Raw genomic sequence first — 12,044 nt, forward strand, 5'->3', positions numbered from 1 at the left:
CCTAGCGCGCGATTACATCGTGTGCAAGGTAACCGCTTGGAAATGCCAGATGACCATCTGGGGGCCGGTCGCGGCGTACGCCGCCTCGGGAACCAACGCGGCCAACGACCAGGGCCAAACATCCCACGGACCAGGCTCTTCTGCCTTGTCGAGCATCGTGGCGCGCTGCGGTTCCTCGCAGCCGAGCAGCGTGAAGCCCGCTTGCAGGGACGCGCGCAGGTAGTCGCCCATCGAATGGCGATACGTGACGAGCCTGTGGGGTTCGCCGCGCGGCCCGCGGACGGTCGGGATCGAGCCGCGCAGGACACCGTCCGGGTGGATGTCCGCGATGACCAGGTGTCCGCCTGGCTTCAGCACCCTGGCGAACTCCGCGAAGATCGGCCCGAGATCCGGGTTGTGCGTCAACGCGAGGCCGCAGACGATCAGGTCGACCTCGTCGACCGGCAGGTGATGCAGGGTGCCTTCCAGGAACTCGCTGTCTGGCAAGCGTTTGCGGGCCAGGTCGAGCATCTCGGGTGAACTGTCCACACCGATCACCCGGTGGCCGAGTCCGGAAAGGATCTCCGCGTACCGGCCGGTGCCGCATGCCGCGTCCAAAGCGACTCCGGCAGGAAGGTCTTCGACGATCTTGGCGATAATCGGTACATCGATGGCGAAGGCCGCGTTCGCCGGGTCGTCGTATGTGGCCGACCAGGTCCGGTAACCGTCCACTGTGCTCACCGGAGTGACCTCGACAGCCTTGCTCAGCTGGTCGTTGTCCAGCAGTTCACGGACTTCCGCGAGTCTCGCTTCGACGAAGTCCCGATCGTGCTCGCCGATGAATCCCTGCAGCAGCGCGATTCCTTGCAAGCCGATGACATACGCCAACGGGTGTTCGTAGATCACGGGAAAACGCAAAACTCATTGCCTTCCGGGTCGGTGAGGAGATCGTGGTCGTCGTACTTCGCGACGAGAGTCGCCCCCAGTGCGAGCACCGCGTCCACGTCGCCGTCGACGTCAAGGTGCACGCGGTTCTTCACGGTCTTCGGCTCAGGCACCCGGGTCAGGAAGATCCGAGGCGCTCCGCCGTCGAGACGCTGGAGCAGGACGCTGGGATCGTCTTCAGGGGAGTCGATGCCCAGCCGGGCCAGTTCCGCGTCGTCATAGGGGGCGATTTCGTAGTCGTCCAGCAGGGCTGCCCAGAACCGGGCAAGTGAGGCTGGGTGCTTGCAGTCGATGACGATGTCACGCAGGCGGGCCATTCACCGCATGGTGCCAGCTGGAAACCGGACTGTCGCGCGAATTCCACCGGCAGGCCTTGGCGTCAGGTCAAGAGAGGCATTGTGGGCACGGACAACAGCGCTGACTATCGCGAGGCCAAGGCCGGTTCCGTTCCCGTTCAACCGGTCCTGGCTGCCGCGCCGGAACGGCTCGGTCAACGTCGCCAGTCTCGCGGCCGACACCTCTTGGCCCGTGTTCTCCACTGTCAACGTGTCCGAGGTCGTGCTGATCCAGACTTCCTTCCCGTGGGTGAAGGCGTTACGTACCAGGTTGTCGACCATCAGGTCCAGCAATGTCGGATCGCCGGACACGGTCAACGGCGCCAGTGACAGCGACGCACCCGGCGCCCGGACGAGGGAATCCACCCGGACGGTCTCGATCGTGGTCATGCCGTGTTCGCTCCACGCGAGTTCCAACAGGCCGTTGACCAGGCGTTCCTGCCGTTCCAGCACGGGCGCCAACGAGCCAGCGAGTTCACGCAGCGATGGCGGGGCATCTGGTGCGCCGGCGGCCACTTCGACCAGAGTTCGTTGGGTGGTCATCGGTCCGCGTAGTTCGTGGGCCGCGTTGGCGGCGAAATGGCTTTGGGCGTCGAAGGAGCGCTGCAGCCGGGCCAGCATGTCGTTGAAAGTCTCGGCCAGTTCCCGCATTTCGTCCTGCGGGCCGCTGACTGGGATACGTTCGTGCAGGTTCTGCTGGGAAAGCCGCCGAGCGGTGCCGGAGACGACGTGCACCGGCCGCAGCACGCGCCCGGCCAGCAGCCAGCCAAGCCCAGCCGATGCCACGGTCAGCACGCCGATTCCGATTCCGGCGCCGAGCATCAACCGGTCGAGCAGCTCTTGCCGGGCCTGGGCCTTCATGTCCACGCCAAGCTGGACTATCTGTGTTTTCTCGACCGTCTTGGGTTCCACGCGTGTTTGGTTCGGGGTGAACGTGAGCACGATGACGATCACGGTCAACACGGCGCCTGACAGGGCAATCAGGGTGGAGAACAACAAGGTCAGCCGGGTTCGCGCGGTGAGTCTCATCGGATCTGGTACCCCGCACCGACAACCGTGCCGATCACCGGCGGTTCGCCGAGTTTCTTGCGCAGTGTCCCGACAGTGGTGCGCATGCTGTTGGTGAACGGGTCGGCGTGCTCGTCCCAGGCACGATCGAGCAGTTCTTCGGCGCTGACCACCGCGCCATCCGCCGAAAGCAGCACGTACAACACGGCAAACTCCTTGGGGGACAGGCGGATGAATTGGCCGTCGCGGAATACCACGCGCTGTGCGGGGTCGAGCGTGATCCCTGCGCGGGTGATCACAGGCGCACGGGCTGGCGCGGACCGGCGTAACAACGCATGAACGCGGGCGACCAGCTCGTCGAACGCGAATGGTTTCGGCAGGTAGTCGTCCGCGCCGAGGTTCAGTCCGGAAACCCGGTCACGCACGGTCGAGGCCGCGGTCAGCATCAGGATCCGGATGCTGTCTCCGGCCAGCTGCTGGCAGACCTCGTCGCCGTGCACTCCGGGCAGGTCACGGTCGAGCACGACCACGTCGTAACGCGTGACCGCCGCGCATTCCAACGCCCGCGCCCCATCCACGGCCACATCGACGCTCATCGCGTGCCGCCGCAGGCCGCGTGCGATCGCCTCGGCCAGCACGGCGTCATCCTCGACGACAAGCACACGCATGTGCCCAGTAGACACCTGGGCGCATCAAAACGAGTTCAAGACTTTCGTGCACGCGTTGTTGATGGTTGTCCGAGCAGGGTGCGGGCCTATGAGAACAGTCATGTTGATCATCACTGCCGTGGTGCTTGCCGGATGCCAGTCGGCACCGGCGCCGGCCGCGCCCGGCAAGTCCGAGGAGATCAGCCGGGCCGCGGTCGGCTTCAGCCAGTGCATGCGCGACCGTGGCCACCAGGTGCCGGACCCGACTTTCAACGACGAGGGCCTGCCGGTGTTCCAGGAGCCTTCCGGCGAGGGCTATCAAGCTGACCGGCAGGAGTGCCGCAAACCTTTGAACGACGCGTTGATCGCGGCCGGCGTGCCGAACCAGAAGGGCTCGCCCGAGCAATGGCTTGCTTTTGCCCGGTGCATGCGGGAGAACGGCGTCGACATGCCGGATCCGACGCCCGAGAACCGGTTCGTCATCAACAAGGCCGTGTACGACTCGCCCGCTTGGGAACCAGCTGCCCAGGCTTGCGGTTCCCTTTTGCCGCCCGGGATGCGTAGTCTCCTGCAACCTCCTGGTCCCAAGGGAGGGAATGGGAAGTGAGGCTGTGGTTAGCGGCCGTGGTTTTGGTTTCTGGTTGCGCGAGTCCTTCTTTGCCTGCGCAGAAGGCGTTGCCTACGGTTCCGGTCACGCGTGGCGATCTGGTGTCTTCGGTCCAGCAACCTGGGCAGCTCGGCTACCTCGGGTCGGTCCAGCTCGTTGCTCAACGGCAGGGCACTGTCACGGCTATGCCTACCGTTGGTCAGGTGATTTCCCTTGGGCAGCAGGTGTATGCGGTTGACCAGCGTCCGATTCCTTTGCTCTACGGGAGTTTGCCGTTCTATCGGACTTTGAATCGTGCTGTGGAGGGGGAAGACGTTCGGCAGCTCGAACGCAATCTCGTCGATCTTGGGCACGCTTCTTTTACGCCGGACCTTTCGTACACCACCTCGACCGTTCATGCTGTCAAGCGTTGGCAGAAATCCCTTGGTCTGATGGAGACAGGGATGGTTTCGCCGGGTGACGCGGTTGTTGGTTCCGGTCCGGTGCGTGTCGTGGCGACCAACGGCTTGGTTGGTGCCATGGCCCGGCCAGGAGACGCGGTCGTCACCGGCACCGGGACTTCGCATGGCGTGCACGTGGATCTGGACAGGCGGCATCGGTCGATGGCTGCGGTAGATCAGACCGTCCACGTGAGACTGTTCGGCGGCCGGACTGTTGCCGGAGTGGTCAAGACCATTGCGGCCGTTGCCTCCTCGGTCGACGATCGGGAGACGATCGGGGTGGACATCTTGATCACCAGCCCGTCGGCTGAGCTTGGCGGTGTGTTCGAGGGCCCGGTCACTGTGGTGTTCCCCGGCGAGTCTCGGCGCGGCGTTCTGACAGTGCCGGTTGAGGCACTGACCGTGATGCCGGGTGGGGCGTATGCCGTTGTAGTCGTGGGTCCTTCTGGCAGGCAGACCGTCGAGGTCACGCCGGGCCTTTTCACGTCCAGCCGGGTCGAGATCACCGGGGCCGGAGTGGTCGAGGGGACGCGGGTGGAGGTGCCGTCGATATGACCCTTGAGCTACATCAGGTCACGAAAAAGTACGGAGAGTTGACTGTGCTGAGGAAAATCGACCTGATCGTGCGACCCGGCGAGCTACTTGCCATCGTCGGCCCATCAGGGTCGGGCAAGACAACCCTGCTGCAGATCATGGGCACCCTGGACAAGCCGACCGGAGGCACGGTTTCGTTGGCCGGGCAAGAGGTCACAAGCATGCCGGATGAGCGGTTGGCCGAGATCAGGGCTCGGCACATCGGATTCGTGTTCCAGCAGTTCTTCCTGAATCCAATGCTGTCCGCAGTGGACAACGTAGCCACCGGGCTGTTGTACACCGGCATGCCTCGGCCCGAGCGCAGGGAGCGTGCGGCGAAGGCACTGGCCCAAGTTGGCATGTCCCACCGAACGAAACATCGGCCAGGGCAGCTTTCCGGTGGCGAGTGTCAGCGGGTGGCCATCGCTCGCGCGGTAGTCGGGCGACCGGATGTCGTGTTAGCCGATGAACCAACCGGAAATCTGGACTCTCAGTCTGGTGCCGCGGTGGCCGGACTGCTCAGAGAGCTGAACGAAAGCGGGACCACGGTTGTGGTGATCACGCATGACGACCGGCTGGCCGCGACCATGCCGCGGATGGTCAGGATCGAGGATGGCGAGATTATCCATGACAACCAAGCGCCAACAGGTGCGGTGCGGACCGGTCGGATCCAGGACGAGCCGATCGCTGCCCGGATCGAAGGCGGCGAGATTATCCATGACGGCCAGCCGCTTGCCGGTTCGCCGCGACCTCGTCCGAGCCAATCCGAGCCAATTGTCCGCGAGGACCGGCCTTTCGCGGGCATGTCGCACGCGGCCCAAACCCGTGAGGAACCAGCTTCCTGCGATCCGGCCGCCATCAACGCGATTGCACCTTCCCCCAGCCCCAAGGGCGTGATTCCATGAGATTGCGGCCATGTGATGCAATTTCCCTTGGCCTGCTGGGAATCCGTGGTCGTCCGGTGCGGACAACATTGAGCTGTCTCGGCATCGCGATCGGGATCGCCTGTGTCGTCGCTGTCCTCGGGGTTTCTGCCTCGAGTCAGGCCGGTCTGATGAAACAGATCGACCAGCTCGGTACCAATCTGTTGACCGTCCGGCCAGGCAACAACGCGTTTGGCGACACAGCCACCTTGCCACCTCAAGCGCCCGCGATGATCAGGAGGTTGCCTGGGGTGCAACAGGTTGCCTACGTCGGCCGCGTCGAAGGTGCCGTGTACCGCCACGATCAGATGCCGGAGACGAGCACCGGCGGCATCTCCATACTCGCCGCTAGCCAAGGATTGCCGGAAACGCTGCAGGTCTCCATCGCCGCTGGCACGTGGTTCAACCAAGCAGTTGATCGATATCCGACCACTGTGCTTGGTTCAGCGAGCGCCCGCAGGCTTGGGGTTTCCGTCGGACAACAGGTGTTCCTCAGTGGCCACTGGTTCGCTGTGATCGGCGTGCTCGGCACTGCTGTCCTTGACCAGAGCATTGATTCTGCCGCGCTTGTCGGTTATCCGGTCGCGCAGGCGTTACTTGGGTTCGATGGGGCTCCTACCACTATCTATGAACGCTCTACCAGCGAGTCTGTCGCAGCCCTTGTTCCTCAACTGGCCACTGTGGCCAATCCGGCTGATCCGGGCTCTGTCAAGGTCAGTCGGCCGTCGGATGTTCTTGTCGCACGTAGTGCTGTCGAGAGCGCGTACGACGGTCTGTTCCTTGGGCTTGGTGGGGTTGCTTTGCTTGTGGGCACGGTTGGGATTGCCAATGTGATGATCATTGGGGTGCTTGAACGGCGGGGTGAGATCGGGCTTCGCCGGGCGTTGGGCGCCAGCCGTCGCCACATCCGCGTGCAATTTCTTGTGGAATCGGTGGTTCTTTCCCACCTTGGGGGAATCGCTGGACTCGCGCTCGGCTCCGCTGTCACCGTCGGCTATGCCGCTGTGCGGGAATGGGCCGTGATTGTCCCACCTGCAGCATTGTTGGGTGGGCTGGGCGCGAGTGTTTTCGCCGGCACGCTGGCCGGGATATACCCGGCCGCGCGTGCCGCGAGACTTTCACCCACAGAAGCTCTGCGCGTTGCGGGCTGATGTCCTGACAAACGGGCTCGTCACCACGGGGGGCTTTGGTAACCAGCCCGTTCCTCAAATGGGGCATCGCACTGGATGATCGGAGCGTTACGCGCCGGAACCGCACGATGTGAAAAACGCACCGGTAGCTGGTGACAGGCGCGTCGTCGCCTGATGACGGAACTCACTATGCGTCTCGGCAGCAGGTAACAACGATTGCAGCCATGAACGAGGAGTACGAGGCCTACTGCATGGCGGATCCGTCGTTTTACGACGCGATGCACTCAGAGCAGACGGCCGGCGAGTCATTCGCGGCGGCGCACCGCGCATTGCCGGACGGATGGACTTGCTACGAGCAGGACGACTGGTTCGTACTCAACCCAGGCACTCAGAACACCCCGCTGCAGGGGTGGAAGATTCACGCTTCGGCCACCCCGGACAACGCCAGCGGCGTGATCGACAAGATCTTCGACTACTGCGTGCCACGGGGTATCCAGTTCAAGTTCCTCCGGTCACGCTCCGCATTGACGGCCCGGGTTTCCAAATACGCTCCGCGAGGATTCAGCGGCAAACTCGTCACCATCTATCCCGAGGACGACAGTCAGTGCGAACAGATATTGACCGAGCTCGGCAAGGTGCTAGAGGGAGAGCCAAGCCCGTACATCCTCAGCGATCTGCGGTGGGGAACGGGCCCGCTGTACGTCCGATATGGAGCATTCGCCAACCGGTACACAGTGGACGAGAGTGGCGAGGTCGTCGACGCGATCGCCGCGCCGGACGGGACGCTCGTAGCTGATCGGCGCGGCCCGGTGTTCTACACGCCGCCATGGGTCACGCTGCCGAGCTTCCTTGAGCCGCACCTCGCCGCGCGCAATGCCGTCACGGTCGCCGGCCTTCCGTACACATTCGACAGTGTCGTGCACTTCTCCAACGGCGGCGGCATTTACATCGGCAAGGACACGCGGACGGACAAACAGGTCGTGCTCAAGGAGGCGCGCCCGCACGCAGGGCTGGATGCCTGGGGTCACGATGCCGTGCGCAGGCTGGAGCGTGAACACAACACACTGCGCAGGCTTGCCGGAATTCCGGGTATTCCCGAGGTCTACGACCTGTTCTGGCTGGGGGAGCACCGGTTCATAGTGATGGAGTACGTCGAAGGAGACGTGCTGTCCAAGGCGATCACCATACAGTACCCGCTGATCGACCCGGCCGCGACCGACGAGGACTACGCTAGGTTCACCGACTGGGCCGTGAAGATCCACCGGCAGGTCGAACAGACCATGAACGGCGTGCACGAGCGCGGGATCGTCTACGGCGACCTGCACCTGTTCAACATCATCGTCCGCCCGGACGACACGATCGCGTTGCTGGACTACGAAGTCGCCGCACCCGTCGAAGAAGCAACGCGTCCGGGCCTGGGCAATCCAGGGTTCACCGCGCCGCGTTCAGTCACTGGGTTCGGCGTCGACGAGTACGCACTGGCCTGTCTGCGGCTGGCGATATTCCTGCCGATGACGAACCTCTTCGGCTTGCACCGGGTCAAGGCACGGCAGTTCGCTGAGATCATCACCGAGCATTTCCCGGTATCCAAGGAGTTCCTGGCCAAGGGCGTCGACGTGATCGTCCCGCCGGACACCCCGGCGACGCCGAGCCCAAGGCTCACAACCGATCGGTCCGGCTGGCCGAGGGTGCGCGACGACATGGTCCGCGCGATCGTCGCAAGCGCCACGCCGGAGCGTGACGACCGGCTGTTCCCCGGTGATCCACGGCAGTTCGGGGTCGGCGGGCTCGGCTTGGCGCATGGTGCCGCCGGTGTCCTTTATGCCCTGTCGGTCACCGGTGGTCACCGCTCCGAACAGTTCGAGGACTGGCTGGTGCGCCGGGCGACGAACCCGGAGAGCGGATCCCGGATCGGCTTGTTCGACGGGCTGCACGGCGCCGCGTTCACAATGGAGCATCTGGGCTACCGGCAGCAAGCACTGGACACACTGGACATATGCCTGCGTGAGAGATGGGAGTCGTTCGGTCCAGACCTGATGACCGGCCTGTCCGGGATCGGCCTGAACCTGTTGCATTTCGCCGACCGCACAAGCGAACCAGCGCTCAGGATGGCCGCGCTGCGAGCTGCCGAACTGGTCGCGGAACGCCCCGACGACGAAGACGATTCCGGAATCAGCGGCGGTACAAGCCCGCACGCCGGGCTGTTTCGCGGTCGTGCGGGCCAAGCACTGTTGTTGCTGCGTGCCTACGACGACACCGGTGACACCAACTTCCTTGACCGCGCCGCCAATGCGTTGAGGCAGGACCTGAAGCGTTGTTTCCTGAGGGACAACGGTGTTCTTGAGATCAACGAGGGCTGGCGGACCATGCCGTACCTTGACGGCGGCAGCGTCGGTCTTGGTATCGTTCTGGACGAGTACCTGGCTCGCAAACACGACGACCAGTTCGCCGAAGCCAACCGTGGCATCGAGTACGCCGCGAAGTCCACAATGTACATTTTGCCCGGACTGTTCACCGGGCGGGCCGGAATCCTCGCCTACCTGGCTGGCCGTCTTCCGGGCGCGGACCCGTTGGTTTCCAAGCAGATTCGCAACCTCGCGTGGCACGCGTTGCCGTACGCGGATGGCATCGCCTATCCGGGAACGGCTTTGCTTCGCCTCTCGATGGACCTGGCAACCGGCACCGCCGGTGTGCTGCTCGCGGTGGGAATGGCTCTGCACGACGAGCCGGTCCACCTGCCGTTGCTGGCGCCCACGCGCCGCACGGCCCCACAGACGCCCGCGCCGGCCGGTGCGGGTTCGTAAAATCCCCGACAAGGAGTAGACACCATGTCTGTTCTTGACCTGCAGGGTATGGAAGCCGCACCGCAGACCGGCGGCCACGGCGGTGGCAGCTCGAACAGCGGCCACAGCTGCCCGAGCAACCTGAGCCTCACCCTGTGCAACGGCGGCTCCGGCCTGTCGCTGCTGATCTGCCACTAGTACTCACGGTAGATCAACGCCAGAGCAGCGCGACTCCGGGACGACTGTCGCTCGCCCCGGGGTCGCGCCCCCAACTATAGGAGCTCATGGTGACGACGTTCGGCGTGATCGCGCGGCGCGGAGGCCGACTGCTTCCGGTGATCGGCGTATCCGCGCTGGTCGGTACTGCGAGCGCACTCGCTTTGCCGGTTGTCCTAGGCAAAGCAGTTGACGCAATTGTTACCGGCAGTCCCGGTTCCACCTGGCTTGTGGTGGCGGGGCTGCTGATCGCGGTGGGCATCGTGTCGGATCTGGTGGATTCCTTCGCTGGCGTAGCTTGTGTCGCAGGCACGACCGCGTGGTTGCGCGAGCGCTTGGTCAGGCACCTGCTGGCAACCGGGCCGGATCGTGGTTTCGACACTGGGGATCTGGTCACCCGCGTATCTGGGAACGCCGCAGACGCCGCACAAGCGGGTCCGGCCGTGGTCACTGTGTGGATGGCCGTGTTGCCACCTGTCGGCAGCCTTGTCCTCCTTGTGGTGATCGACCCATGGCTCGCGGCCGCGTTCCTTGGTGGTGTCGCGCTTGTCGCCTTGGTGCTGCGCGCTTTCACCCGTCGCACAGCCCAAGTGATCACTTCGTACCAGCAAGTGCAAGGCAGAATCGCGGCCCGGCTGGCGGAATCGCTGGCTGGTGTACGCACGATCGCCGCCGCGGGCACATTGTGTGAGGAAAAGCGCCGTGTTCTGCACGATCTTCCAGCGCTGCACAACCAAGGAATGGCGAGCTGGCGAGTCCTTTCGAGATCGACGGCGCAGGCGGCTGTGGTCGGTCCACTAGTGACAGTGGCCGTGCTTGCCGCAGGCGGCGTTTCACTCCTGAATGGACGGATCACGCCCGGTGATCTGTTCGCCGCGTTGCAGTACGCGGTGCTAGGTGCCGGGCTCGGCAGTATGACGAGTGTCTTCAGCAGACTGGCCAGAGCCAAAGCCGGTGCGAGCCGAGCGGCCGAGGTGCTCGACGTCGAACCGATTGGCTACGGACATCTCTGGCTCCCGGAAGGCAAGGGGCGTCTTGAGTTCAAGAACGTCACTGTCTACAAGGGAGAAACCAAGGTCCTCGACGACGTCACGGTGACATTGCCGGGTGGTAAGTCCATTGCGGTCGTTGGCCGGTCCGGCGCAGGAAAGTCGACTCTGGCGGCGGTAGCGGCCCGGCTCACCGATCCGGCAAGCGGACACGTGCTCCTGGACGATGCGCCCTTGAAGTACCTGACGCACGATGAACTCCGCATGGCGGTGGGTTGTGCGTTCGAACGTCCCGTGCTGGTTGGCGGAACTGTCGCGGACGCCATCGGTATGGGCCGCGAGGGCGATGTTCAAACCGCCGCTCGCGCGACGCACGCGCATGAGTTCGTGAGCAGATTGCCGCGCGGCTACGGCACTCCGTTGATCGAAGCGCCGATGTCCGGTGGTGAAGCTCAGCGTCTCGGGCTTGCCAGGGCGTGGAACGCCGAACGGGTACTCGTCCTGGACGACGCGACGTCCAGTTTGGACATGGTGACCGAGATGCAGATCGGCCGGACGCTGACCGAGGATCACGGCCACCGCACCCGGTTGATCATCACCCACCGGGTAGCCACTGCCGCGAACGCCGACCTTGTCGTCTGGCTGGATTCCGGTCGACTGCGAGGAGTAGGTCCCCACGTGGTCCTTTGGCGGGACCCGGCGTATCAAGACGTCTTCGGAGCGGCCGAGTGAAGCGCGAGATCCAGTTCGGTGTCGCCGCGCTGCGTGCCGGCCCGGCTTGGGCCCTGATCGGCTGGTCGATCCCGGAAGCCTTGCCCGCCGCGGTATCCGGGTTCGCGGTGGCCAACGCCGTGGACCACGGATTCCTGGCCGGACGGCCCGTTGCCGGCTTCGGCTGGCTCGCCGTGATGATGCTGGCCGCGGTGATCGGCTCGGCCGGATCACGCCGCGTGTTCCAGCGCCTGGGCGAGTTGGTCGAACCTTTCCGTGACGACCTGGTCCGTAGAGTTGTCGGCAGCGCGCTGTACAAAGGTGTGTCCGGGCAACCGGATGAAGGCGCCTTGGCTCGCCTGACGAGGCAGGTAGAGGTTGTCCGGGACACGTACGCGGGTTTGATCGTGGTGATCCGGGGCTTTCTGGTCACCGTTGTCGGCGTGGTCATCGGCCTGTTGTCGCTCGCGCCGGTCGTGGTGTTGCTGATCCTGCCGCCGTTCCTGCTGGGCTTCGGCGCCTTCCTTGCCACACTGGGCTTTGCCGCGGCGAAACAACGCGCGTCGGTACTGGCCGACGAGAAACTCGCGGCGACAGCGGGCACTGTGCTCGCCGGAACGCGCGACTTGGTCGCGTGCGGCGCCGAAGATTACGCAGCCGCAATGGTTTCCGGCCCGATCCAGGACCAGGCGTCAGCCGAACGCGCACTGGCCAAGGTCGCCGCGCTCCGCACGATGTGTTTCGCCATCGGCGGTTGG

11 protein-coding genes are annotated in these 12,044 nt (G+C 64.4%); 7 read left to right on the plus strand and 4 right to left on the minus strand.

Translation table 11 applies throughout. From position 1 onward, the window contains the following. Positions 1-12: 12 nt before the first annotated feature. From LWC34_RS00935 to LWC34_RS00950, 4 genes are read right to left on the minus strand one after another with little or no spacing between them, the layout of a single operon-like run. Complete coding sequence (locus tag LWC34_RS00935; protein WP_233722480.1) at positions 13-885, minus strand: class I SAM-dependent methyltransferase; 873 nt, start codon at positions 883-885, stop codon at positions 13-15. Beyond that, the gene (locus LWC34_RS00940; RefSeq protein ID WP_233722481.1) at positions 882-1,241 is read right to left on the minus strand and encodes a VOC family protein; all 360 of its coding nucleotides are present in this window, start codon (positions 1,239-1,241) and stop codon (positions 882-884) included. Before LWC34_RS00940 ends, LWC34_RS00935 begins: the two co-directional genes overlap by 4 nt. Continuing rightward, positions 1,242-2,288 carry a sensor histidine kinase gene (locus LWC34_RS00945; RefSeq protein WP_233722482.1) on the minus strand — a complete coding sequence of 349 codons (1,047 nt, stop codon included), beginning with the start codon at positions 2,286-2,288 and terminating at the stop codon, positions 1,242-1,244. Continuing rightward, positions 2,285-2,935 carry a response regulator transcription factor gene (locus LWC34_RS00950; RefSeq protein ID WP_233722483.1) on the minus strand — a complete coding sequence of 217 codons (651 nt, stop codon included), beginning with the start codon at positions 2,933-2,935 and terminating at the stop codon, positions 2,285-2,287. The genes LWC34_RS00945 and LWC34_RS00950 overlap by 4 nt, the downstream gene beginning before the upstream one ends. Positions 2,936-3,023: 88 nt before the next feature. Here LWC34_RS00950 and LWC34_RS00955 point away from each other — a divergent pair, with 88 nt between their 5' ends. The 7 genes from LWC34_RS00955 to LWC34_RS00985 all read left to right on the plus strand — a co-directional run bounded on the left by LWC34_RS00955 (position 3,024) and on the right by LWC34_RS00985 (position 11,307). Next, positions 3,024-3,521, plus strand: coding sequence for a hypothetical protein (locus tag LWC34_RS00955; RefSeq protein WP_233722484.1), 498 nt, complete (start codon positions 3,024-3,026; stop codon positions 3,519-3,521). Continuing rightward, positions 3,518-4,516 (plus strand): peptidoglycan-binding protein, encoded by a 999-nt coding sequence (locus LWC34_RS00960; protein ID WP_233722485.1) that lies wholly within the window; start codon positions 3,518-3,520, stop codon positions 4,514-4,516. Before LWC34_RS00955 ends, LWC34_RS00960 begins: the two co-directional genes overlap by 4 nt. Further along, a complete protein-coding gene (locus LWC34_RS00965; protein ID WP_308199946.1) occupies positions 4,513-5,439 on the plus strand; it encodes an ABC transporter ATP-binding protein in 927 nt (308 codons plus the stop codon). Before LWC34_RS00960 ends, LWC34_RS00965 begins: the two co-directional genes overlap by 4 nt. Before the next feature lie 56 nt (positions 5,440-5,495). Beyond that, positions 5,496-6,608, plus strand: a complete 1,113-nt coding sequence (locus LWC34_RS00970; RefSeq protein ID WP_233722486.1) for an ABC transporter permease — start codon at positions 5,496-5,498, stop codon at positions 6,606-6,608. Between the two features lie 203 nt (positions 6,609-6,811). Further along, positions 6,812-9,391 (plus strand): class III lanthionine synthetase LanKC, encoded by a 2,580-nt coding sequence (gene lanKC / locus LWC34_RS00975; RefSeq protein WP_233722487.1) that lies wholly within the window; start codon positions 6,812-6,814, stop codon positions 9,389-9,391. 24 nt (positions 9,392-9,415) lie between these two features. Beyond that, on the plus strand, positions 9,416-9,568 hold the full coding sequence (locus LWC34_RS00980) for a SapB/AmfS family lanthipeptide (protein ID WP_143231394.1): 153 nt from the start codon (positions 9,416-9,418) through the stop codon (positions 9,566-9,568). Positions 9,569-9,657: 89 nt separating this feature from the next. Then, positions 9,658-11,307, plus strand: a complete 1,650-nt coding sequence (locus LWC34_RS00985; protein ID WP_233722488.1) for an ABC transporter ATP-binding protein — start codon at positions 9,658-9,660, stop codon at positions 11,305-11,307. The last annotated feature ends 737 nt before the right edge of the window (positions 11,308-12,044 follow it).

Source organism: Kibdelosporangium philippinense, from assembly GCF_021390435.2.
Lineage (GTDB): Bacteria > Actinomycetota > Actinomycetes > Mycobacteriales > Pseudonocardiaceae > Kibdelosporangium > Kibdelosporangium philippinense.

What these genes read in the sequence shown, in the direction of transcription:
- lanKC (WP_233722487.1), top strand. Translation starts at nt 6,812, where the DNA reads ATGAACGAGGAGTACGAGGCCTACTGCATGGCGGATCCGTCGTTTTAC.
- LWC34_RS00950 (WP_233722483.1), bottom strand. Translation starts at nt 2,935, where the DNA reads ATGCGTGTGCTTGTCGTCGAGGATGACGCCGTGCTGGCCGAGGCGATC.
- LWC34_RS00940 (WP_233722481.1), bottom strand. Translation starts at nt 1,241, where the DNA reads ATGGCCCGCCTGCGTGACATCGTCATCGACTGCAAGCACCCAGCCTCA.
- LWC34_RS00965 (WP_308199946.1), top strand. Translation starts at nt 4,513, where the DNA reads ATGACCCTTGAGCTACATCAGGTCACGAAAAAGTACGGAGAGTTGACT.
- LWC34_RS00980 (WP_143231394.1), top strand. Translation starts at nt 9,416, where the DNA reads ATGTCTGTTCTTGACCTGCAGGGTATGGAAGCCGCACCGCAGACCGGC.
- LWC34_RS00945 (WP_233722482.1), bottom strand. Translation starts at nt 2,288, where the DNA reads ATGAGACTCACCGCGCGAACCCGGCTGACCTTGTTGTTCTCCACCCTG.
- LWC34_RS00955 (WP_233722484.1), top strand. Translation starts at nt 3,024, where the DNA reads ATGAGAACAGTCATGTTGATCATCACTGCCGTGGTGCTTGCCGGATGC.